This is a genomic window from Alteromonas sp. M12 (genome assembly GCF_037478005.1).
Classification (GTDB): domain Bacteria; phylum Pseudomonadota; class Gammaproteobacteria; order Enterobacterales; family Alteromonadaceae; genus Aliiglaciecola; species Aliiglaciecola lipolytica_A.
This window is the reverse complement of the sequence record NZ_CP144164.1, coordinates 1194676-1218802: the sequence shown is the minus strand read 5'-3', so window position 1 is coordinate 1218802 and position 24127 is coordinate 1194676. Positions and strand designations below refer to the sequence as shown.

The following is a 24127-nucleotide window of genomic DNA, read 5'->3' as shown; positions in this document are numbered from 1 at the left end:
ATTATGTTTAAAATGTTTGTCCAATGTTGAAAGAGAAGAATTTCACATCATCCCCAACACGTTCTTGCAAAGCTCTAGAGAAACTAAAGACCATTGGACCCATTGGTGATAACCATTGTACAGAAACTCCGTAAGAAGCTCTATAGCGAGTCCAATCGCCGTAATCTGCGACAGGGTCTTCACTAATCTGATCTAGATCACGATATAAGCTATAGTCGAATTCAGTATCCCACACATTACCGGCATCAAGAAACAAGCTTGAACGCACTGAATTATCAAACTCTTCGCCAACAAACGGAGTAGGTACAATTAATTCTACACCACCGAGCAACATCGCGTTACCACCTAAGGAACGAGAAGATACTGCAACCCGGTCAGATTCAGGACCTAACAAGATAGTTTCACCGTCTGGTCCGGTAATACTTGTGGGTGACAATTGTACGCCACGAGGTCCAACAGTGTTATTTTCGAATCCGCGTAAGGTATCACTACCACCGGCCGTAAAGTTTTGAGTGAATGGCAATATCTGTTCTATGCCATTTGTTTCACCATAACCGTTACCGTAACCTGCGCGCAATCGAGTAAGCACTGACCATCTTTGATCACGGGTAAGCGGGAAGTAGAATTTAGTATCAAAAATCGATTTGAAATAATTTACATCAGAATTAGGAGTAGTAATGCTAAAGGATGCGCTTTGTGACGAACCAGCCGTTGGGAAAATCCCTCGGTTTAGAGTACTACGAGTCCAAGATACAGATGCTAGGAAACTAGAGTAATCAATAGGTGCATCTGGATCATCTTCATTCACAAATTGGTTGTAAAAACGGTCTGTCTGTTCATAGTTACTGCGACGAGATAACTCTACATCACTATAACTCAAGCCAAAATTAATTCGGTTGAATTCATTAATTGGATAACCAGCGTTTATTCCAACGGTGTATTGTTTACTGTTGTATTGTACAAGGTTTGCACTTCCAGCATCGAATTCACTATATGAAATATTTCCGCCCAAACTAATTCCATCAATAGTGAAATAAGGGTCTGTGTAGGAAAGTTGCACACTCTTTTGGTAAGATACAGTACTAACATTGAATGCCAATCGTTTACCTGTACCTAAGAAGTTGTCCTGTTGAATACCGGCTTGCAGGCTAAGTTTGGTTCTATCACCGTAACCCACACCAGCATTAAATGAACCAGAAGGTTGTTCTTTAACTTTATATACCACATCAACTTTGTCATCTTCACCTGGTAAACGGACGGTTTCAAAATCCACTTCTTCCATGTAGGTCAAACGTGACAAGTTATTCTTAGACGATTCCAAAGAACTGTTCGAAAGCCAAGTACCTTCCATTTGACTGACCGACTGACGTAAAACCTCATCGGCAGTCACTGTATTACCTTCGAAGGTAATGCGGTTCACGTAAATACGTTTTCCAGGATCGACAGATAGCGTCAATTTAACAGTTTTGTCTTCATCATTAATTTCAGGGATCGTGGTTACTGTCGGATACGCATATCCAAAACGACCTAAATATTTACTGAAGAACTCTTCTGTGTAGGTTACTTCTGCTTGGTTATATAACTCACCAGCGGTAAGCGGTAATACAGCGCGCATGTATTCTTCGTTACCCAATAGGTCACCAATTAGGTCTACTTCAGAAATAGTGTATTGCTCACCTTCAGAGATATTCATTGTGACATAAATACCATCTTTTTCCGGGGTCATAGATACTTGCGTTGAGTCTACCTGATAGCGCAAATAACCGCGGTCTAGGTAGTAGCTTCGTAACGTTTCCATATCACCAGAGAGAGTTTGTTTTTGATAACGGGTTTCAGATAAAAAGTCCCACCACGGTGTATCGAACTTTAACTCCATTTGTCTTAACAACTCAGCGTCAGAGAAGACTTCATTACCGACAATGTTAATTTGTTGAATTTTTGCAGAGTCGCCTTCTTCAAACAACAGCTTCAAATCAACTCGGTTACGAGGCAATGGCGTGACAATGGCGCTGACATCAGCATTGTATTTACCAATACTGTAGAAAAAGTCTTTTAAGCCATTTTCGATACCGGTTAAAACCGTTTTATCCAACGGCTCACCCACGCGGATGTTGTTGCCATCAAGACTTTCTTGCAACTGCTCATCTTTTATATCGTCATTGCCGTCAAAGATAATATTACTGATGGTTGGACGCTCTTTGACTTTCACAACCAAAGTGGTGCCATCACGAAGAATTTCGATACTTTCAAAGTGAGTAGATGAATACAGGCTACGAATTAACTGAGCCGAACGGAAACTATTCATAGTGTCACCGACTTGCACAGGCAGATAGGTCAGCGCGGCTCCCAAAGCAACCCTTTGTAAACCTTCAACTTTGATGTCGGATACGACGAACTCTTGGTCTGTAGCAGCTAAGGCTAAGCTAGCACTGGACCATATGAATCCGGCTACAACTAACTGTTTAAACTTCATTTATTAATATTCTTCCTAAGCACTCATAGCCTACTTCGGCAATGTAGTTTGTGTCATCCACACTATAAACGCGCAATGTCATTATAAAAAGCTACTGTCATTAACAGTAACAAGATGATCCCGCCAATTTTAAATCCCACTTCCTGTACGGATTCCGGAACCGGTCGCCCAGTTAAAAGCTCTATAAAATAATAGAGTAAGTGCCCGCCATCAAGCACAGGAAGAGGGAAAAGATTAATAATCCCTAAATTCACACTAATAAGCGCTAAAAAGCTCAAAAATGCGACAATTCCAGCACTGGCCGTCATACCCGCACCTTGGGCAATCGAAATTGGGCCACTTAAACTTTTAACAGATACATCACCGGTAAAAAGCTTACCAATCATGTCAAAACTCAATGTTATAAGTCGCCAGGTTTCACTTACTCCTTCAGATAAACCTTCAATTGGACCATACTGCTTGTGAAATAAATACTCTTCCGGATAAGGTTCTAAGTAGGTAACTACACCTAATAATCCCTTATCAGGATCGTCTGGTTTCACGCCAATAGTCGCTGTCACCTGCTGTTCAATGCCATTTCTATCGATTGTGATAGTAACATTTTGTTTAGGGTGCTGCTCAATCAGCTCCACTATTTGTTCCCAATTTGCCACAGTAGTTCCATTAAACTTGAGAATAATGTCATTCACCTGCAATCCGGCGTCAGCTGCTGGCGAAGATTCACTCACCAAAGCAAGCTGTTTAGTGGGGTTAGTGCGATAAGGTGCAAAGCCCAAACTCGCCATTGGTGACGTGGTTTCAGGGTCAAATTGCCAATTCCTTAAATCTAAATCCAAAACTTTGTTGTAACCGTCTTTAGTGGTGACTTGCACTTGGGTACTTGAATCACCAATCAGCCGCATCACTTCATAGTTCACCGCTTGCCAGTCGTTGGTCTCGTGCCCAGATATTTGGGTAATTTGATCCCGTTCAGCAAACCCTGCATTGGCGGCAATTGAATCCGGTTCAATATTTCCAACAATGGGTTTAACCGATTGTTGGCCAATCAGTAACATTAAATAAATCGCCAAAATCGCGAATAAGAAGTTAACCATAGGTCCGGCAGCGACTATCGCGATGCGTTTGAGCACATGTTGGCGATTAAACGCATAGGGTAAATCAGCATCGCTAACCTGCTCCACTCGTTCATCCAGCATTTTTACGTAACCACCCAGAGGAATAGCAGCGATAACATATTCGGTTCCCAGTTTGTCTGTGCGCGACCACAAGGCTTTGCCGAAACCAATAGAAAATCGTTCAACTTTGACGCCGCAGCGGCGCGCAACCCAAAAATGTCCCCATTCATGGACCGCAACGAGTATCCCTAAGGCAACGACAAATGCGGAAAGATTGCGAATAAACTCAAAAATCAAACTAAGGTTCCTATAAATTGTTTAGCAAGGGATCTAACTTGTTTATCAAGGCCTAAAATCCCATCAATATCTTGCAAATGTTGCGCTTCGATGCGCTGTAACATTTCTTCATTCACTTCGGCAATTTGCGAAAATCCGATTTGATGCGACAGAAAAGCTTCCACCGCAATTTCGTTCGCCGCATTTAAAGCAGTTGTCGCGTATTGCCCAGCATCACAGGCATTAATGGCTAATTTCAAGTTTGGATAACGTTGTAAATCTGGCACCTGAAAACTAAAATCTGCTAACGCTGCAAAATCTAAGGGAGTCACTCCAGCATTAATTCGATTCGGAAACGCCAAGCAATGGGCGATTGGCGTTTTCATATCCGGATTGCCCATCTGCGCAAGCACTGAACCATCCGCATATTGAACCATTGAGTGAATAATACTTTGTGGGTGCAACACGATTTGAATATCCGCAGAATTTAAGCCAAATAACCATTTGGCTTCGATAAACTCCAAGCCTTTATTCATCATAGTGGCAGAATCAACAGAAATCTTCCGCCCCATATCCCAATTAGGATGAGCGCAGGCTTGATCCGGCGTAATATCGACAAAAGTATCCAACGAGCGATTTAAAAAAGGCCCACCGGAACCGGTTAATAATATTTTGGCAATGCCTGACGCTGCAAGGTCGCCATATTTGAAATCGGCAGGAAGGCATTGAAAAATTGCGTTATGTTCACTGTCGATCGGCAGTAATTGGGCACCTGTTTTATTCACTTCTTGAATAAAAATATCACCACACATAACCAAAGACTCTTTGTTCGCCAACATGACTTTTTTGCCAGATTTGACGGCAGCTAACGTTGGTAGTAACCCGGCTGCGCCTACAATTGCCGCCATAACACTGTCGACACTGGAGTCTGACGCCACCTGACATAAGCCTTCTTGTCCCACCAACAATTCACACTTTAAATTGGCATTTTGTAATGCCTGCTTAGCGTAGGTGTAGGAGGCTAAATCAGAAATAACCAGATAATTAGGTTGAAACAGAATCGCTTGGGATATTAGTTTGTCTACACTGGAATGGGCAGTTAACGCAACCACATTGTATTTTTCTGGATGTAATTGAATAACATCCAAGGTGCTTTGACCAATGGAGCCGGTCGCTCCTAAAATCGCTATATTTTGCATTAGGCCATCCACAAAACGTAGCAATAGGCAAATACAGGGAATGCCGCGGTGAGGCTATCGATACGATCTAATATACCACCGTGACCAGGCAGTATTTTACCGCTATCTTTAATTCCAGCACAGCGTTTAAACATACTTTCGTTTAGATCGCCTAAAGCTGACACTCCAACGGTTAAGCCACCGATAAGTACATGCATCCATATTCTACCGGGGTCTACTTGATAGTGCAGCGCTGCAAAGGCAATAATCGCGGTCGAAGCGGCAATACCACCTGCTAAGCCTTCTAAGGTTTTGCCAGGTGAAACATTAGGGCGTAGTTTATGTCGGCCGAATTTGACGCCAACAAAAAAAGCGCCAATATCTGCGGCCCAGACAATACCTAAAACATAAAATATAAGTGACACACCATATAGGGGGTCAATATCGTACATATGAGAGCGTAACGAGACAACAGAGACAAAGGTGGGGATTAGAGTGAACAAACCGAATAAGCACCGAATAGCTTTACTCGTTCGCCATATTGCTGAAAAGCGCGGGTAAGCAATAATCATCAATAGTGAAACAAACCACCAGATTGCTGCCACACCTAAAATATAAACATATAAACTATTTAAAGCGCCTTGATACCAAATATTTTGCGTGGGTACCCAGTAAACTAAAAATAGACAACAGAACAGAATGAAAAAAGCATAAAGAGCTTTTTGCGGTCTAGGCTTAATACTCGACATATTAGCCCACTCATAACCGCCTAAACCTACCACTAAGGCAATGAATATTTCAAAGCCTAATAGTGGTAAAAATAAAATACAAATTAACGCAAGAGGAGCTAAAATAACTGCTGTAATTATACGCTGTTTTAACATAATTAGCCTTTGAGCTTTGCGGAAAACATTATCATTTAGTTTCCACCTGCTCTCCTGTCATACCAAATCGACGTTGACGGTCAGAATAGTCATTAACCGCAAGCTGAAACGCTTGTTCATCAAAATCTGGCCAAAGAGTATCAGTAAAATATAGCTCTGCGTAAGCACATTGCCACATTAAAAAATTACTGATTCGGTGTTCTCCGCCAGTGCGAATGAGCAAATCTAGTTCAGGTTGACCAGCAAGCGACATAAACTGATTAAAATCAGTTTCGTCTACACTATCAATATCCAAGTCTTGGCTAACAGCTTGTTTTGCAAATGATTTGGCCGCATTCAATATATCCCAACGACCACCGTAATTGGCAGCAATATTGAGAACTAACGCACCATTATGCTCAGTTAACTTTTCCGCTTTATTAATTTTTTCGACTAACTTGTTGTCAAATCGTGATGTATCACCAATGACTTTTAGACGCACGTCGTTTTTGTTCAGTTTCTTGGCTTCGCTATTTAGCACAAAATTGAACAAGTCCATTAAAACGCCGACTTCTTCTGCAGGACGATTCCAGTTTTCGCTGCTAAATGCAAATAAGGTAAGAGACTCTATGCCATTTTGACGAGCAAAACGAACGGCAGATCGCACAGACTCAACACCAGCTTTATGCCCGAAAGTGCGGATCTTACCTTTCTTTTTTGCCCAACGGCCGTTGCCATCCATAATGATAGCAACATGTTTTGGGATATTTAGATTACTCATAAGGTAAAAGGAATTAACCAAAAAGGGTTAAATTTCCATCAACTCTTTTTCTTTATCTTGTAATGCGCTATCGATGGTTTTAACGAATTCGTCAGTTAATTTTTGAATTAACTCTTCGCCTTTACGACCTTCATCTTCGCCTAATTCTTTTTCTTTCACCAATTCTTTGATATCGGCATTAGCATCGCGACGAATATTACGCACGGCAACACGACCTTGCTCAGCTTCGCTTCGTACCACTTTGATAAGGTCTTTACGACGCTCTTCAGTCAACGGTGGTAAAGGAATACGAATAGCAGCACCTGAACTCATAGGATTTAATCCTAGGTCAGATTGCATAATGGCCTTTTCGACAGCGGCGGCGGCACTTTTATCAAACACAGTAAGTGCCAATGTTCTGGCATCTTCGGCAAAAATATTAGCTAGCTGCTTTAAAGGGGTATCAGCGCCATAATATGGCACCATAATGTTATCTAAAAGCGCTGGATGAGCGCGGCCAGTTCTAATTTTACTTAATTGGCTTTTCAGTGCACTGATGCTTTTTTCCATGCGTTGTTTTGCATCATCATGAATATCATTTATCACTGCAATCTCCCTAATTCTTATTTTACTAATCGTTTTTTAAATCGTTGTTATTGATTGTTTGTGCCTTGATGGGAAATTGTAGTCCCTTCGTCTTCACCCAAAACAACACGGCGTAAAACGCCCGGTTTATTCATGTTGTAGACGCGAATAGGCAAGCTATGATCCCGTGCCAAAGTAAAAGCAGCTAAGTCCATAACCTTAAGTTCTTTTTCCAGAACTTCTTGATAACTTACGTTTTTAAGTAATACAGCGTCTGGATTTGTGACTGGATCATCATTATAAACGCCATCCACTTTAGTACCTTTAAGTACTGCGTCGGCTTCTATTTCAATGCCTCGTAAACAGGCTGCAGAGTCAGTGGTAAAAAATGGATTGCCTGTACCAGCAGAGAAAATGACTACGCGTCCTGACTTTAAAAGACTAATGGCTTCAGTCCAATTGTAAGCATCACAGACACCATTAAGCGGTATGGCTGACATTAAACGTGCATTAACAAATGCTCGGTGCAAAGCGTCACGCATGGCTAAACCGTTCATGACCGTGGCTAACATACCCATGTGGTCGCCCACGACACGATTCATTCCAGCTTTTGCTAACCCTTCACCGCGAAATAAATTTCCGCCACCAATTACTAATCCTACTTGCACACCCATTTCAACCAACTCTTTGATTTCTTGGGCCATTCTATCTAGAACTTTGGGGTCGATACCGAATCCTTCTTCACCCATTAGGGCTTCACCACTTAACTTTAGCAGAATTCTTCGATATGCAGATTTTGGTGCGATACTCATTTATTGGCTATTCCTTCGTTATTGGATATTGGGCTCAAACCCACTAAATTTATCCGCGTAAATAGTACATATAAAAAGGCACCTCATTTTGAGGTGCCGATAGTTTATATGACATTGGCTTTACGCAAAAGCGAAAGGCTCAATTATTTCTTAGCAGCTGCCATTTGTGCAGCAACTTCAGCCGCGAAATCTTCTTCTTTCTTCTCGATACCTTCACCAACTTCGAAACGAACGAAGTTAATCACGTCAGCACCTTTAGATTTCAAAAGTTGACCAACAGTGTTAGAAGGATCTTTAACGAAAGGCTGACCTGTCAAACTAACTTCGCCAGTGAATTTCTTCATACGGCCGATAACCATTTTTTCAGCGATATCAGCTGGCTTGCCAGATTGCATTGCGATTTCAAGTTGAATTTCTTTTTCTTTCGCAACAACTTCTGCAGGTACATCTTCAGGCTTCACGAATTGTGGGCTAGCCGCTGCAATATGCATTGCAATGTCTTTTGCCAAATCTTCATCACCGCCATTCAAAATAGCGATTACGCCGATACGACCACCGTGCACGTATGCACCTAGGTTGTCGCCTTCAACAGAAATAACACGACGAGGAGAAATGTTTTCGCCGATTTTTGCTACTAGTGTGTCACGAGCATCAGCAACAGTAACGCCATCGATTTCGCTGCTATTTAGCGCATCCATGTCGTTAATTTTGTTTGCAGAAGCTACATCAACTAATTTGTTAGCAAAAGCTAAGAAACCTTCGTCACGAGCAACGAAATCAGTTTCACTGTTAATTTCCATCATAGTTGCTACACCGTTAGCAACTTTAGTCATGATCACGCCTTCAGCTGCAATACGACCTGCTTTTTTAGCCGCTTTTGCTTGACCAGATTTACGCATATTTTCAATTGCTAGCTCGACATCACCGTCGGTTTCTACCAATGCTTTTTTACAATCCAACATGCCGGCGCCGGTGCGCTCACGAAGTTCTTTTACTAGGGCTGCTGTCACTGCCATTTTGGTTTCCTCAGCATTTATAAATAGTTCTTAACTTAAGAAACAGGGGCCGTAAATAATTACCGCCCCTGATGAGATGTTTGCCATTCTATTGAACTAACGTCACAAAAAAATGACAAGGCCGCGACAAGAAAGTCGCGGCTTTTTAATTACTCAGCTGCTTCAACGAAATCGTCTTGCTCAGCTTGTACTTCAAGGTTTTGCTCGCGACCTTGGCTAACAGCATCAGCTGCAGCGTTTAAGTACAATTGAACCGCACGAATAGCATCGTCGTTACCAGGAATGATGTAATCAACACCATCTGGATTAGAGTTAGTATCAACTACTGAAATAACTGGGATTCCCAAGTTACGTGCTTCAGTGATTGCAATGTGCTCGTGATCTGCATCAACAACGAATAAACAGTCTGGAAGACCGCCCATATCTTTGATACCACCTAAGCTACTTTCTAGCTTGGTCATTTCACGTTGAAGCATTAATACTTCTTTTTTGGTCAACTTTTCGAAAGTGCCATCTTGAGACTGTTGCTCTAGCTCTTTCAAACGCTTGATTGATTGACGAACTGTTTTCCAGTTAGTCAACATTCCACCTAACCAACGCTTGTTAACGTAGAATTGGTCACATTTCTGTGCTGCTTCTTTAACTGCGTCGCTAGCTGCGCGTTTAGTTCCTACGAAAAGAACTTTACCTTTTTTAGAAGATACACTACTAATGTAGTTCAATGCTTCATTAAACAAAGGTACTGTTTTTTCAAGGTTGATGATATGAACTTTGTTACGAGCACCAAAGATGAAAGGTTTCATTTTGGGGTTCCAGTAACGAGTCTGGTGACCGAAGTGCACGCCCGCCTGGAGCATGTCACGCATAGATACGTTTGCCATTATTAATTTCCTCAAATTGGGGTTAGGCCTCCATACATCCCATCTATCGATCCGTTCAGGCGGCAAACCCGAAACAGACACCCCGACAAATGTGTCGATGTATGTGTGTTATTTAGTTAATTTCGCTTTAATTCTAAGCACTAAAATAATGCTATTGAATTTGCGGTGCGCTTTATACCATGCGGGCCTACTTCACGCAAGTAAAAAGGGCTATATCTGCATGTTCGTCATTGCAAATGAAGTAAACCGGCAATTCTTTTTGTCATCTATACATTTTTAGGCTTAAAAGATACAATTCGCCTCATTATTGCTTTGAGTTATTTTTTTAGGATGCAAAATTGACAATCACGATTAAAACTCCAGATGAAATTGAGAAAATGCGAGTAGCGGGTAGATTAGCCGCTGATGTTTTACAAATGATTGGCCCCTACGTTAAAAAGGGTGTCACCACTAATGAACTCAATCAAATCTGTCATGATTATATTGTCAATGAACAGCAATGTATTCCTGCTCCTTTGAATTATGGGCATCCTCCCTTCCCAAAATCTATTTGTACTTCGGTCAATCATGTTATTTGCCATGGCATTCCTTCAGACAAAAAGTTAAAAGACGGAGATACCATCAATATTGATGTGACTGTGATTAAAGATGGTTATCACGGTGATACATCAAAAATGTTTGTGGTAGGTAAACCCAGCATTTTAGCTGAGCGCTTAATTAGAGTGACCCAAGAATGTTTGTACAAAGGCATTGAACTTGTAAAACCAGGGGCACGATTGGGCGATATTGGACATGTCATTCAGCAACACGCAGAAAAGCACAATTATTCCATTGTGAGAGAATATTGTGGTCATGGTATTGGTGCAAACTTTCATGAAGAACCACAAGTGGTTCATTATGGCCGACCTAATACCGGCGTTGAATTGTTAGAAGGCATGTGTTTAACCATTGAGCCAATGGTTAACGCCGGTAAACGTTATTCGAAGATCCTGCCCGACCAATGGACTGTGGTTACCAAAGACCGTAGTTTGAGCGCACAGTGGGAACACACTTTATTAGTCACCAAGGATGGTGTGGAAATTCTCACTCTTAGAGACGACGAAACCATTGATAGAGTGATAAGTCATTAATTCAGCATGTTTTTACTTATGAATAATGATTATGACTAACGTGAATTAGTTATTTGCTATACCACTGCGCTTAATGGACACTTTGATTTTATAATATAAATTGTATTTGTTCGTGTTTGCATTGCGTCTCGTTGTCTAAAACAGCTTTTAGAGGTACTACATTTGTCATTAGATCAGCTCATTGAAAATATCCAGAAAATTACTGACATAAATGACATTAGCAGTTTCAAAAAATGTGTAACTGATAGCGTAGATTGGTTATCTCAGGAATTCACAAAAGTGCCGGTTGACCAACTGGTTCACGAAAGAGCTGTTTTCATCGATGCTTTGCTTTTGCGTGCTTGGAACTTGGTTGGTCTAAATGATCAAAAAGGTTTAGCCTTAGTTGCCGTTGGTGGTTATGGCCGTGGCCAACTTCAACCGCACTCTGATGTGGACCTGCTGATTCTCAGTGATAAAACCATCAATGCTAAGTTGCAAGAAAAAGTCAGTATTTTCATCACCTTCTTGTGGGATATCAAGTTAGATGTTGGTCAGTCTGTACGCACAATCAAAGAAACCTTTAATTTAGCCAAGGCAGACACCACCATAGCAACCAACTTGGTTGAGTCCAGATTACTGGTAGGCAGCGAATCCAGCTTTGAAACCTTGCAAAAGAAGATAAAAGGCAAAGGGTATTGGTCAAGTAAAGATTTTTTCACTGCCAAATATGAAGAACAAATAGAACGTCACAGAAAATTCAACGACACCTCCTATAACTTAGAACCAAACGTTAAAGAAAATCCAGGCTGTTTGCGGGATATCCAATCTATTGGTTGGGTAGCTAAACAACACTTTAATGTTTGGAATGGCCATGAATTAGTTGACCACGGTTATTTCACCGAGGGTGAATGGGCAGAGCTAATTGAATCTCGCTCTCATCTCTGGCAAATTCGATTTGCGTTACATTTGATATCAGGTCGCAGTGAAAACCGGCTATTATTTGATTATCAGACCGACGTAGCAGAACGTCTAGGTTATGGTGAAGGAAAACAAGCTGTTGAAAGAATGATGAAGTCATTTTTTCGAACTGTGCGAAGAGTGTCTGAACTTAATGGCATGTTACTGCAATATTTCAAACAAGATATCTTAGAGTTAAAGGTTAAAAACCATCACCTTATAGATGACAATTATGAGTTATTAGATGGCTTAATCAGTCCGCTGCATGACGACGTTTTTAAATCCCCCGAAGATATCCTGTCATTTTTGTTATTAATTGCCAATACGCCAGATTGCACAGGGTTGCACTCTAGCTGTTTACGTCAACTTCGCAATGCGCGCAGAAAGTTTAATAGCCAATATTATTGTGAGATACCTGAATGCCGTAAATTGTTTATGCAACTTATGCAACATCCTAACTTCTTTGGGTTGGGCTGGGATTTAATGCATAAACACGGAATCCTTCAGGCATATCTGCCACAGTGGGATAATATTGTAGGCATGATGCAATTTGACTTGTTTCATGCGTACACTGTGGATGAACACACCCATAGACTGGTTAAACATGTTTATAGTTATCACAGTGACGAAAACAGAGAATTCCCCCGCTGTAAAAAGATCGTGAGGGAAACGGATAAGCCAGAACTCTTATACTTAGCCGCTATTTTCCATGATATTGGTAAAGGTAGAAATGGCGATCACTCGGTATTAGGGGCAGCGGATGTGGTCACTTTTTGTGAGTCTCATGGCATCGACGGGGACGACGCTGAGCTAATTCGCTGGTTGGTAGAAAACCACCTTCTCATGTCAGTAGTTGCTCAGCGTAGAGATATCTATGATCCTGAAATTATTGGTGAATTCGCTCGAGCAGTAAAAAGTCAAAATCATTTAAAACATTTATACGCACTGACGTTAGCAGATATTCGCGCAACCAATAATAATCTTTGGAACGATTGGAAAGCATCACTAATTAGAGAATTGTATTTGTTAACACAAAAAGCCTTGGACAATGGGCTGCAGTGTGGCATTACCTTACTTGAAAGAGTGAATAAACATCAAATAGAAGCCAGAGAGATGCTGAATAAGCAAGGGGTCACTGCGGCAGAGATTGATCAATTTTGGCATCGTTTGAATAATGACTATTTTGCAAGGTTCAGCCCGATGCAGTTGGCTTGGCATGCAAATGAAGTAGCAAAAGCAGAAAGCAAAGACGAAAATAGTTTAACCATTGCGCTAAATGATACAACCGCAAAAGCTGGAACTGAGCTACTAGTTTATGGTAAAAACCGTCCTGCACTTTTTGCACAAATTGCGTCAGTTTTAGATAGCCGAAATTGTTCGATTCACGATGCCCAAATTACCATCACCAATGATGGTTATGTATTCGATAGTTTTATCCTGTTAGAACAGGATGGTTCACGAATATCGTCTCCTAGTCGATTAAAAAGTTTAGTGGAAGCGATAGAAGACCAACTTGCTAAACCGGGCAGAGAACACAACAACAGACGTAAAATGTCACGTCGTATGAAGCAACTAGACGTAGCCACCAAAGTTCGCTTTTACCAGAGTAACTCCGAAGTCACTATGGTAGAGCTTGAAGCATTGGATGCCCCTGGATTACTAGCCAAGGTCGGCCACCTATTTGTAGAGCTAAATTTAACGTTACACATGGCAAAAATTTCAACCATTGGTGAGCGTGCAGAAGATTTGTTTATTATTGCCAATGAACAAGATCAGGCCCTTACCACTGAGCAACAAGTTCAACTTAAAAAACGATTAACCCAATTATTAGATCAACCCTCAACTAGCGGTGAAGCATGTCAGAGTTAAAAAACCAAATAGAAGCAGCGTTTGAAAATAGAGCTTCGATTACAGCAGCGTCAGTAGATGACGCAACAAAACAAGCGGTCATTAGTGCCATTGAACTATTAAATTCTGGCCAAGCCAGAGTAGCAGAAAAGATAGCCGGCGAATGGGTTGTTCATCAGTGGCTTAAAAAAGCAGTTCTGTTGTATTTCCGTATTAATGACAATGACGTTATTGAAGGCGCAGAGAGTCGCTTTTTTGACAAAGTTCCATTGAAATATTCAGACTACACGAAAGCACAATTTGAAGCTGAGGGTGTACGTATTGTTCCACCAGCGGCAGTTAGAACCGGATCTTTTGTAGGCAAAAACGTAGTAGTAATGCCGTCATATATAAACATAGGCGCTTTTGTTGACGAAGGCACTATGGTTGATACTTGGGCGACTGTGGGTTCTTGTGCACAAATAGGTAAGAACGTACATTTGTCTGGCGGTGTTGGAATAGGTGGTGTTTTAGAGCCATTGCAAGCTAACCCAACCATTATTGAAGACAACTGCTTCATTGGCGCACGCTCGGAAATTGTTGAAGGTGTGGTTGTTGAAGAAGGTAGTGTTATTTCAATGGGTGTCTACATTGGCCAAAGTACCCGAATTTACGACCGCGAAACAGGCGAAGTTCATTATGGTCGAGTTCCTGCAGGCTCAGTAGTTGTGTCTGGTAGCTTACCGAGTAAAGATGGCAAATACAGTCTATACGCAGCAGTCATCGTGAAGAAAGTAGATGCTCAAACTCGTTCAAAAGTTGGTATCAATGCACTATTGCGTGCCGCTGAATAGTCTTAGCCAACAAACATAATTTGTTAGAAGGCAACCAATCAACCCTGTAAACACCATGTTTTACAGGGTTTTTTTATACTTTTTCAAAATCACCTTCCCCTTTTTTGTCCCACGATTTACTTGGACACCCATCGATATGCGGGACGATTTACATGGACACCCATGATAAATATTCGATTTACATGGACAGCCATGTTTAACAGAAATGATTTACGTGGACAGGCATGATTTACATGGACGGCCATGTTTAAAGTACTAAACATAAGCACAAAACAAGCAGATTTAAGACGATACTCTTGGGTTAATTTTCGCTGGGTGTTTCTAGTAGTTTGTCGAGTTCTTCCCACAAATCATCACACAGACCTTGGCGATATGCAGATGCACGAAAAACGGGGTGCTCACCACGATAAACAATTAACATTCTTGAATTCTGATCTTTTAAGCTGGTTTTTACATTTGATAGGCGGTCACATACTTTTACAATCAGCGCGAGTTCAGTTTCGCCAGAAACCTTAGCCATCTTCTGATAGGTTTTCTTTTTACGTTCTTGCCGATTCCGGCCTTTTTCATCGGTGACAATTGCAACACAGCTAGCAATTAGTTTACCAAACTTTTCTTCGATCTCTTCGATGGTTGTCGAGGTATCTTCTACCACATCGTGCAAGTAAGCGATCACTTCAGCATCTTCGCCAAAGGCCTTCGCTTTTTCAGCTACTTCGTCTAAATGATACGAATAAGGATGTTTGCCATATTTTTGGTCACCATGTGACTTAACTGCAAACTCTCGCGCTTTAACTTTTTCTTTCAGCATAAATACTAAATGTCCCCCCAGCAAAGTTAAACCAATAGAGCTGTAATTTAGTATACGGCTATTTTTGCTTAAAAAGAAAGCGCTCTGATTAAATCAATGTTTACAGGGAAGCCTTGGCTTTAGATATACAAAGATAATCTGGAATTTTTTAAATTTGCTTAAAAATTCCAGTTACCTTTAATTGTGCGTATTTCTCTAGGATTGGGATTATTACAGTATTACTGGGAAGCTATAAGTTTCGGCAAAATACTTTCTATCCATGGTAAAACCTCTGCTTCAGGCTCTAAAGTTTCCATAACATCTACAATGAAAAGATCGGCGACCGGTTGCCCTTGAAGCTCAACAAGCACCTCAAATATTTGCTTACCCGCGCCACAAAAGCTATCACTGTAACTACTATCACCTAAGCCAACAACGGCAAAGGGTTTTTGATCCATCAATGGCATAGTGTCTTTCATATCCATGATCAAAAACTCTAAGTTCGGTGGTAAGTCCCCTTGCCCAGTTGTTGAGCTGATAAAAATCACTGATTTGGTTTGTTTAAAATTATCTAAGGTTCCATCAATAAAGAGTTCTACATTGTGTCCCTTTTCGGCTAACATTTCCTCTACTTGCTCTGCAACATGCTGAGCATTACCGTATACAGAGCCCACAAAAATTCCCACGTCTACCATTGTATAATGTTCCTCAGATTGACTAACTTCCATTCAGGTTAGTTAGTTGTTGTAGTTGATTGAGGTCTAGGCCCCATTGTTCAATTATAGCTTTCATTCTTATATCAAATTGACAGCTAATTTTCAGCGTATTTTGTGTTATTGGATGAGTAATAATCATTTCACTGCAGGTTAATCCTAAACCTGCCAAGCCAAATTGGTCCCTTATAAACGCGTTTTGCTTGCCATCGCCATGTGTAGTATCGCCAACTATCGGGTGACGAATATGCGCCATATGCCTACGTAACTGATGTTTTCGGCCAGTCAAAGGATGCAGTTTAACGAGTGAATAACGAGCTGTTTGATAACGACCAACTGCAAAGGGTAACTCAAATTTGTGCAAACATTGATAGTCGGTAATAGCATCTTGCGCAGGTTTGTCCTGTCGCGATTTTTTATCAGCAATTTTGTCCAATTTTTCTTTTAGTGGATAATCAATTCTGCCGCTATCAGGACAGTATCCACGCACAATTGCAAAGTATGTTTTAGCGATGTGTTTGTGGGTGAATTGTTCGGTTAAGATTCTCGCAATGTCTGATGATAAAGCAAATAACAGCACCCCTGAAGTGGGCTTATCAAGACGATGAACTGGAAAAACATGCTGGCCTAGCTGATCACGAAGTAATTGCATAGCAAACTGTGTTTCATGGCGATCAATCATACTGCGATGGACTAATAACCCGGCAGGCTTATCAATTGCTACTATGTATTCATCTTGATATAAAATGCTCAAACTCATGACTACGACTTACCTTCATCAAACAATAAATCTATTTTTTTAACAGCGTCAATGATCAAAGGAAAGGTTTCTTTGCTCAGTGTGATTTGAATCACTGGAGTAATGGCAATAGATGCAGGTAACGGCTGACCCGTTTCAATTAGTATTTTCATTTTGGGAATGAATACAAACTGCAACCACTGCTCTATTTTGAGTGTATCAACCGAAAATGGTAGTTCACTATTTAACGCTTCTTGTGTGGGCGCACTATCCGACCAAAGTTGCTCTTGTTGCATTAGGATTTCTAAATTCACTAGATGCTTGAATAATTCATTATGCAGGATTGTCATGACGATTGATTTGGCACTACCTTAGACGGGTTAATCATTTTGAGTCGCTTATTTATTTGTGATTTCTTTTTAATAGCCACACAAAAAGATATACTCTGCAACTTCACATTTAGCACACTCAACATATTACCCTAAACTGATTATGAGCAAGCACGAAATTTCTTCTATAAGTGAATTTTTACTCCACGCAGGTACTGATTATCGCGTATTCGATATGGGAAGAACCATTCGAGAGATTCCTAGTCAACAATTTTTAGAACAAGAAAATGGTCAAATTAAGCCCGCTTACACCAGAGCACAGCACGCTTGGTTTGGAATTGTTTTTTGGGATAAAACCCGCTCCGAGCAACAGTATATATGGTTTGTGAAGTTACCCACAGATGAAAACGGACTGATTGTTAGCGCCTGCCGCAATCACTTTTTACAGATAATTGTCGATGCTTTAGGCGCTGAATTAGAAAACGCCGACAAAAAAAATGGTCAACTACCTGATAACCCCTACTCGTTTATTCCTAATCAAAATCAAATAGCGGATTTCAACAGCAAAAGTAGAGGCGTTTTATCTTTAGGGAAATCACAGTATTTTGAAGCAGCCAAAGCATATATTAGCTCACCAATGGTGATTGATTGGCAGAGTATCGCGCTGCAAGGTTTAGCAGATTTAGTGGCCGATATAGACTCACCAGAAATACACAGCAATATATGCCGACATTTTTCCCACTTCCCTGAGCAAGTGCAGTATCAATTACTGATCAGTATGGAGAATTACCCCCTACCTGATACTTGCGTGCTAACCATTTTGTCGTGGATGAAGCAACATTCAGAAGATGAAATAAAGTGGCAGCACGGCTTACGCGCCTTGTCGCAGACAACTAACTTAGATCAAGTGGCGGCAACCATTAATAAAGTATTAGAGAGTGAGATGGCCAATAGTCACAATATCTTGGTGATTATTTCAGGTCGCCTTTGGCATTATTTGAATAACCAGAATCAGTTACTTAGTTTTTTTGAAAAAGTGGCTGAAGCAGATCCCAATTTCGATTTATTTATGGGAATTTTTCAAGACTTAGTACAATTGCCCGAATTGCGCGAGCAAGTGTTACAAATGTTACGAAATCCAAATAAATCTGAAACCTTATCTATAGCTGTCGGGCATCTATTTTCAGCCCATAAAAATTAGGATTAATGAATGAATTTTAATCTCACAGATATTTTAGTTCTATTCATTATCGCAGCGATAGCGTTTCAGTTTTGGCGGATACGTGGCATTTCAGAACAAGCGAAAGTCTATTTAGAAAAATATTGCGAAATAAACGGCCTGCAATTAATTAGTATTGCGCGAAGCAAAACCAAAGTGATTTTTCACAAGGCTAAACTAGATTGGTATACCGAATTTTCTTTTGAATTTTCCAGCACTGGCGAAGAACGTTACTTAGGTTTACTGAAAATGCGCGGAGTTAGCGTAGATGATGTGAATGTACCTGCTTATAGAATAAGTTAACAATCGAGCCCCTACTGGATATCCATTTTTAGTTCAAAACTTTTCAGCGCAACACTCACCCCGTTAATTATCACTTCGATTTTGTGAATTCCTGGGTAATACCTTCGGGTGGTTATCGCCTTAAAAGGATGAGATTTAGCCAGTAACAATGACTGTCCATGTTCAAGGGTGATACTTTTCCATTTAAATACTTTGGCTTTTAGTTCACCATTCGCTTTTTGATGATGGATTGCAAAATCAATCATTAACAATTGTTCTTTTACCGATTGCCCGCCTAAATGCAGCGAAAAATGCAGTTTTGAGCCAAATTCAACTAGATTCTGCTCAACTTCTAATTTCACAAATTTCAATTTAGGGGGAAAATACCCAAGATTTTGCAACGCTATTGGATGCCCCTGTTTAAGCAAGGTTCTGCCTGCATGGCGAATGAGTTTTTTGCGGTTGTGATTTGCACCTTCACTCCATATTTTCAACGTAGTAGCCACTAAATCTGGATGGTCTTTGGCAATATCATTCAAATTATTTGCCACAGAACGACGAACGTACTCTTCTTTGTCGTCTTTTAATTTTTCTACTAAGCCAATTATTGGTTGCGGGTTTTGAATAAAGATAGGCAGTTGCATCCCCCATGGTAAACGCGGCCGACAGCCTTCAGAGGCTAGTCGTCGAACATGGTGACTCTCATCTTCACACCATTCAACTAATTTGCTAAGCGTCCTTTCAGGTTTGCTCAACAAAAAGTGACGTATACCAAACTCCGACGTAAATCGTTGCGTAAAGGCATGGAATAACGCCATTGACGTGTCAAAGTTCTCTTGCCCATAAACCCCTACATATTCAGCCATCGGCATTATCGCCCAGCCGTTTAACCCTAGTAACAAGTCAGAATTTTCAGATAAATCACTATTATGTTCGGCGGCTAAGCTTTTGCGCATAATCTGAGCGGCATGTTCGAAGTCATCGGGTAAAGTATCTTTCATTGCCTGCATGATCTGGTTCGAACGTTGTTTCAATTCTAAATGGGCCAAATTTTTCGATGCTACTGCGATAAAAAGCGCACAATCGAATGCCTCAAAATGCGCTGAAAAATGATTGGCCATATGCGCAATGAGATCATTGTTAAATAAATTTTTCAGGGGTTCAGGCATGACTCATCCAAGCTATGTGTTTATGTTTACGGATTTAGGCTAAAGGTTGATTATTATCGACCATTATTTTATGCACCGCTTCTCGAAACCAGCGCAGAGCTAAGTCATCTTCTGTATTTTGGTGCCAATACATGTGGGTAGAAATAAGCGGCATGTCAAATGGCACCGCCACTGATACCAAACTACTGTCCAGTAAACGAGCGCCTATAGAACTAGGCAGTGTTAACAAAAATGGCGACCCTTTAAGTATCTCCTTGGCAGCATAATAATTCTGACAACGCACCGACACCTGCCGAGTAAAACCTTGTTCTTGGAACATAAAATCTTCTAAAACGGCTCCGGTTGGACGATGTGAAACGCTAATGTGCTCAGCCGAAAAGTATTGTTCTTGACTGATACGCTGTTTTAACAGGCTATCCTGACCGTGGCCATCTAGTTCGACCCTACTAACCTCAGCGCTATTCACCTTAGAGCTATCAATATGAGTAGATGTAAACAAGGGGTGCAGCCTGTCCATCAAAATCATAAATTTATCATTGCGAACGTTTTCATGACGAATCGGCGGCTTGAGTGGCATCGCAATATCAAAGGCCAAATCAAACTGTCCTGAGGTTAACGCTTTAGACAGCTGATTACGTTCTACTTTCACACTGGCAAAAGTAATATTCGGCGCTTTTTCAAACAGTATCTTGGCAATACTCGGCAAAATGGTGGGCTCAAGGGCATCATGCATAGCAATGCGAAAGTGATGTTCACTGGTGAGTGGATCAAACTCCCCCCACTGCTGCAAAATTTGTCTCAGACGGCTCAAGTTATCAATAATTAACGGCGCCATTCGTTTACATGCGGGGGTTGGCATCATTTTATTTTGGCTTCGTTCGAACAAGGGATCTTGCAAACAATCACGTAACCTTTTAACCGCATGACTCACTGCTGAAGGCGTGATATTCAACCTATCAGCTGTTCTTGTCATATTTTGTTCCAGATACAGACTTTCAAATACTTTCAGTAGATTTAAGTCTAACCTTTGAATTTGCTTTATTTCCGCCACACTCCACCATGAATTAAATTCATACAACCAATTAAGTATATTTCATTTCATTCAGATGGCAACAGTGTTTATGCTAGATAAACACGTTAATTATTCGGAGACAATTATGCATTTCGAACACAGTCAAAAAGCACAAGATTACCTTGCTCGCGTAAAAGCCTTTATGCAAGAACACATTTATCCCATCGAGAGCAAGATCTACGCGGAAATGGAAGAAATGAATCCCGCTGGTGATTGGAAAAACTGGAAGCTTCACCCGGATGTTGAAAACTTAAAAAAAGAAGCTAAAAAACAAGGGCTTTGGAATTTATTTCTACCGGACGATAAATTAGGCAAAGGACTGAGCTGCTTAGAATACGCTCCCTTAGCTGAAGAAATGGGCCGAGTCCCCTTCTCCCCTGAAATTTTTAACTGTAATGCTCCAGACACGGGCAATATGGAAGTGCTTTACCATTTTGGTTCTGAGGCACAAAAACAAAAATGGCTAACTCCTTTGTTAGCTGGCGAAATCCGCTCTGTTTTTGGCATGACTGAGCCTGAAGTGGCGTCTTCGGATGCAACCAATATGGCGGCGACCATAGAGCTAGACGGTGACGAAGCGGTAATTAATGGTAAAAAATGGTGGAGCACTGGTTTAGGCCATCCTAATGCCAAAGTTACGGTCTTTATGGGCTTATCCAATCCTGAAAATGACCGGCATGCCCAACACAGCATGGTATTGGTTCCCCTTGATACTAAAGGCATCGAAATTAAACGCATGCTAACCGCTTATGGCGATTACGATGCTCCTTATGGTCATGGTGAAATGCACTTTACCAATGTTCGCGTACCCAAAGAAAATATCATCATGGGCATGGGTAAAGGTTTTGCTATTGCCCAAGGTAGACTTGGTCCTGGCCGCATACATCACTGCATGCGCGCTATCGGTATGGCGGAAAAAGCCCTTGAGCTGGCCATTTTACGTGGACAGTCACGTCAAGCATTTGGAAAACCAATCATAAAATTGGGAGGCAACCAAGAACGCATTGCAGAAGCACGCATGGCAATAGATCAAGCTCGCCTGCTAACCTTAAATGCAGCGTGGAAAATAGATGCTGTGGGCGTAAAGAATGCCATGACAGAGATATCAGCGATAAAAGTGGTTGTGCCTAGAATGCTGCAAAATGTTGTTGATATGGCCATCCAGTTTCATGGTGGTGCAGGCATGTGCAGTGACTTCCCTCTTGCGCGTTTTGCTGCCGGGGCTCGTTCACTCAGACTTGCAGACGGTCCAGATGAAGTGCATCAGGGTATGGTGACTCGCATTGAGCTTAAAAAGTACTTGAACAAGTAAGCTTGTCCTACTTGGTTAATGTAAGTATCTAAGATACTAAGGGAATACACTAGGCTATAAGCTTGATGATACCATCAAGCTTATTTGATGGTTTGAACAACGATTTAATAGGATAAAATTTGACAGCCATTTATTTAATTAGACATGGCCAAGCCTCTTTTGGCCAACAAAATTACGATAAGCTTTCGGATGTCGGACATCAGCAAGCTAAGCTGTTAGGTAATTCATTACAGACTCGGATAGGCGACTTTGATAAGGTGTTTTTAGGCAGTATGTTACGGCATAAACAAACCTTACAAAATTGTTTGTCTGGGATGTCATCCGTAGTTGATGAATCGAATTGGAATTTCGATGCCAATTGGAATGAATACGATCATAACGATATAATTGCCCAAATGGGGCCGGAGTTTACTGATGCACCTTCAGTTAAAAACTGGTTATTAACCCAAAACAATCCAAAAGCAGCCTTTGAGAAATTATTCAACGACGCCATGAATCGCTGGATGTCAGGCCAACACTGTGACGAATATGTCGAGTCATGGGAGCGATACCTGAATCGCATAAAAGGCGCGTTGGAAAATGTGATTAACAACGCAAAAGGTGCCAAAAAAGTCGCGGTTTTCACCTCCGGCGGACCGATTTCGGTGGTTAGTCAATATTTGTTAGGAATCCCGCCAAGCAATGTAATGCAAGTAAATTGGACCCTGGTAAACTGCGGTATTACTAAGTTAGTAAACACCCAATCTAGAGTATTTTTGTCTACCTTAAATGACCATAGTCATTTCGAAGGTCAACATAAATCTTTAATCACCTATAAATAATTTTTAATCATGAAACTCAAAAACATAGGCCAATTATGAGCAGAAAAAACATATTAATTACCGGCGCCAGCTCAGGCTTAGGTAAAGGCATGGCCATTGAATTTGCCAAAATGAACCGAAATTTGGCACTTTGCGCTCGCCGTATTGAGCGGTTAGAAGCATTAAAACAAGAACTACTCAGTATCAACCCAAATATCACCGTCTCAATCAAATCGCTAGACGTAGACAACCATGAACAGGTATTCGAAGTATTCAACGAGTTTCATCAAGAATTGGGACAATTAGACAGAGTGATTGTTAATGCAGGAATGGGAAAAGGAGCTGCCATAGGTACGGGATACTTTCACGCCAATAAGCAGACAGCCATCACTAATTTCGTTTCGGCATTAGCACAGTGTGAAGCTGCAATGGCAATATTCAGACAGCAGAATAGCGGCCATTTAGTGACCATTTCATCGATAAGCGCGATTCGTGGAGCACGAAGAGCGATGAACGTTTATGCCGCCACCAAAGCCGGACTAAGTTCACTCACTGAAGGAATCAGAATTGACGTTTTGGATACCCCCATTAAAGTATCCACCGTACACCCTGGTTTTATCAAAAGTGAAATTAACGAAAAAGTTAAAAAAGTCCCCTTTATTGTAGATACAGAAACCGGCTGTAAAGCAATTATCAAAGAAATAGAAAAAGAAGGCGCAAACAGCTACGTGCCTAAATGGCCTTGGGCAGTCATTCGGCCAATTTTGAGCATAGCTCCACTGAGCTGGTTAAAGAAAATGAGTTAAACAACGAGCAAGCTATGGCTTGCTTTGTTCATTATGATCGCGGTCTGCCAAAAACACCCAGTCTCCTCCCCCACAAAATGCCCCCAAACAAGACCACTAAATAAAATTAATTGATCAAGGTCATTATTTAGTCGTTTAACAGTATTAACCACAGTTTATTTATGGTTATATTATCTACCTAGAGATA

The 24127-nt window shown here is 41.0% G+C and carries 23 protein-coding genes; 8 read left to right on the top strand and 15 right to left on the bottom strand.

Translation table 11 applies throughout. The features are described from left to right. Nucleotides 1–7: 7 nt before the first annotated feature. From bamA to rpsB, 9 genes are all read right to left on the bottom strand, one after another. On the bottom strand, nt 8–2473 hold the full coding sequence (gene bamA, locus VUI23_RS05155) for an outer membrane protein assembly factor BamA (protein ID WP_216049924.1): 2466 nt from the start codon (nt 2471–2473) through the stop codon (nt 8–10). A gap of 62 nt (nt 2474–2535) precedes the next feature. After that, a complete protein-coding gene (gene rseP / locus VUI23_RS05150) occupies nt 2536–3882 on the bottom strand; it encodes a sigma E protease regulator RseP (protein WP_342808244.1) in 1347 nt (448 codons plus the stop codon). Then, nucleotides 3882–5063 (bottom strand): 1-deoxy-D-xylulose-5-phosphate reductoisomerase, encoded by a 1182-nt coding sequence (ispC, locus tag VUI23_RS05145; RefSeq protein ID WP_216049923.1) that lies wholly within the window; start codon nt 5061–5063, stop codon nt 3882–3884. The genes rseP and ispC overlap by 1 nt, the downstream gene beginning before the upstream one ends. Continuing rightward, complete coding sequence (locus VUI23_RS05140) at nt 5063–5926, bottom strand: phosphatidate cytidylyltransferase (protein ID WP_216049922.1); 864 nt, start codon at nt 5924–5926, stop codon at nt 5063–5065. The genes ispC and VUI23_RS05140 overlap by 1 nt, the downstream gene beginning before the upstream one ends. Before the next feature lie 31 nt (nt 5927–5957). Then, nucleotides 5958–6686: a polyprenyl diphosphate synthase gene (gene uppS / locus VUI23_RS05135; protein ID WP_216049921.1), complete on the bottom strand. Its 729-nt coding sequence runs from the start codon at nt 6684–6686 to the stop codon at nt 5958–5960. Nucleotides 6687–6713: 27 nt separating this feature from the next. Beyond that, on the bottom strand, nt 6714–7271 hold the full coding sequence (gene frr / locus VUI23_RS05130) for a ribosome recycling factor (RefSeq protein WP_216049920.1): 558 nt from the start codon (nt 7269–7271) through the stop codon (nt 6714–6716). 47 nt (nt 7272–7318) lie between these two features. Next, nucleotides 7319–8062 (bottom strand): UMP kinase, encoded by a 744-nt coding sequence (pyrH, locus tag VUI23_RS05125; protein ID WP_216049919.1) that lies wholly within the window; start codon nt 8060–8062, stop codon nt 7319–7321. Between the two features lie 143 nt (nt 8063–8205). After that, nucleotides 8206–9078, bottom strand: a complete 873-nt coding sequence (tsf, locus tag VUI23_RS05120) for a translation elongation factor Ts (RefSeq protein WP_216049918.1) — start codon at nt 9076–9078, stop codon at nt 8206–8208. Nucleotides 9079–9227: 149 nt separating this feature from the next. Beyond that, on the bottom strand, nt 9228–9959 hold the full coding sequence (gene rpsB / locus VUI23_RS05115; protein ID WP_216049917.1) for a 30S ribosomal protein S2: 732 nt from the start codon (nt 9957–9959) through the stop codon (nt 9228–9230). 338 nt (nt 9960–10297) lie between these two features. Here rpsB and map point away from each other — a divergent pair, with 338 nt between their 5' ends. The 3 genes from map to dapD all read left to right on the top strand — a co-directional run bounded on the left by map (nt 10298) and on the right by dapD (nt 14709). Beyond that, nucleotides 10298–11089, top strand: coding sequence for a type I methionyl aminopeptidase (map, locus tag VUI23_RS05110; protein WP_303499583.1), 792 nt, complete (start codon nt 10298–10300; stop codon nt 11087–11089). A 162-nt stretch (nt 11090–11251) separates the two neighbouring features. Next, nucleotides 11252–13897 (top strand): [protein-PII] uridylyltransferase, encoded by a 2646-nt coding sequence (gene glnD / locus VUI23_RS05105; protein ID WP_342807172.1) that lies wholly within the window; start codon nt 11252–11254, stop codon nt 13895–13897. Beyond that, complete coding sequence (gene dapD, locus VUI23_RS05100) at nt 13885–14709, top strand: 2,3,4,5-tetrahydropyridine-2,6-dicarboxylate N-succinyltransferase (RefSeq protein WP_216049914.1); 825 nt, start codon at nt 13885–13887, stop codon at nt 14707–14709. Before glnD ends, dapD begins: the two co-directional genes overlap by 13 nt. Nucleotides 14710–15010: 301 nt before the next feature. Here the strand turns inward: dapD and VUI23_RS05095 are convergent, their stop codons facing one another. The 4 genes from VUI23_RS05095 to VUI23_RS05080 all read right to left on the bottom strand — a co-directional run bounded on the left by VUI23_RS05095 (nt 15011) and on the right by VUI23_RS05080 (nt 17301). Further along, the gene (locus tag VUI23_RS05095) at nt 15011–15520 is read right to left on the bottom strand and encodes an HD domain-containing protein (protein ID WP_342807170.1); all 510 of its coding nucleotides are present in this window, start codon (nt 15518–15520) and stop codon (nt 15011–15013) included. A 218-nt stretch (nt 15521–15738) separates the two neighbouring features. Then, nucleotides 15739–16194: a flavodoxin domain-containing protein gene (locus VUI23_RS05090; RefSeq protein ID WP_216049912.1), complete on the bottom strand. Its 456-nt coding sequence runs from the start codon at nt 16192–16194 to the stop codon at nt 15739–15741. 22 nt (nt 16195–16216) lie between these two features. Further along, nucleotides 16217–16972, bottom strand: a complete 756-nt coding sequence (gene truC / locus VUI23_RS05085) for a tRNA pseudouridine(65) synthase TruC (protein ID WP_342807168.1) — start codon at nt 16970–16972, stop codon at nt 16217–16219. Between the two features lie 2 nt (nt 16973–16974). Next, nucleotides 16975–17301 (bottom strand): YqcC family protein, encoded by a 327-nt coding sequence (locus VUI23_RS05080; RefSeq protein WP_342807166.1) that lies wholly within the window; start codon nt 17299–17301, stop codon nt 16975–16977. Between the two features lie 142 nt (nt 17302–17443). On the opposite strand from VUI23_RS05080, the gene VUI23_RS05075 reads away from it, so the two are divergent. Beyond that, entirely contained in the window at nt 17444–18481 is a 1038-nt protein-coding gene (locus VUI23_RS05075) for a DUF3549 family protein (RefSeq protein ID WP_303499586.1), read from the top strand. A 9-nt stretch (nt 18482–18490) separates the two neighbouring features. Then, nucleotides 18491–18802: a DUF3301 domain-containing protein gene (locus VUI23_RS05070; protein ID WP_216049908.1), complete on the top strand. Its 312-nt coding sequence runs from the start codon at nt 18491–18493 to the stop codon at nt 18800–18802. A gap of 11 nt (nt 18803–18813) precedes the next feature. Here VUI23_RS05070 and VUI23_RS05065 read toward each other — a convergent pair whose 3' ends face one another. Beyond that, nucleotides 18814–19950 (bottom strand): DNA alkylation repair protein, encoded by a 1137-nt coding sequence (locus tag VUI23_RS05065; RefSeq protein WP_342807164.1) that lies wholly within the window; start codon nt 19948–19950, stop codon nt 18814–18816. 34 nt (nt 19951–19984) lie between these two features. Then, entirely contained in the window at nt 19985–21001 is a 1017-nt protein-coding gene (locus VUI23_RS05060; RefSeq protein WP_303499588.1) for a LysR family transcriptional regulator, read from the bottom strand. 106 nt (nt 21002–21107) lie between these two features. Here VUI23_RS05060 and VUI23_RS05055 point away from each other — a divergent pair, with 106 nt between their 5' ends. From VUI23_RS05055 to VUI23_RS05045, 3 genes are all read left to right on the top strand, one after another. After that, a complete protein-coding gene (locus VUI23_RS05055) occupies nt 21108–22334 on the top strand; it encodes an acyl-CoA dehydrogenase family protein (RefSeq protein ID WP_303499590.1) in 1227 nt (408 codons plus the stop codon). A 119-nt stretch (nt 22335–22453) separates the two neighbouring features. Further along, the gene (locus VUI23_RS05050) at nt 22454–23155 is read left to right on the top strand and encodes a histidine phosphatase family protein (RefSeq protein WP_342807162.1); all 702 of its coding nucleotides are present in this window, start codon (nt 22454–22456) and stop codon (nt 23153–23155) included. Nucleotides 23156–23190: 35 nt separating this feature from the next. Next, nucleotides 23191–23940: an SDR family oxidoreductase gene (locus tag VUI23_RS05045; protein WP_216049903.1), complete on the top strand. Its 750-nt coding sequence runs from the start codon at nt 23191–23193 to the stop codon at nt 23938–23940. Nucleotides 23941–24127: the final 187 nt, after the last annotated feature.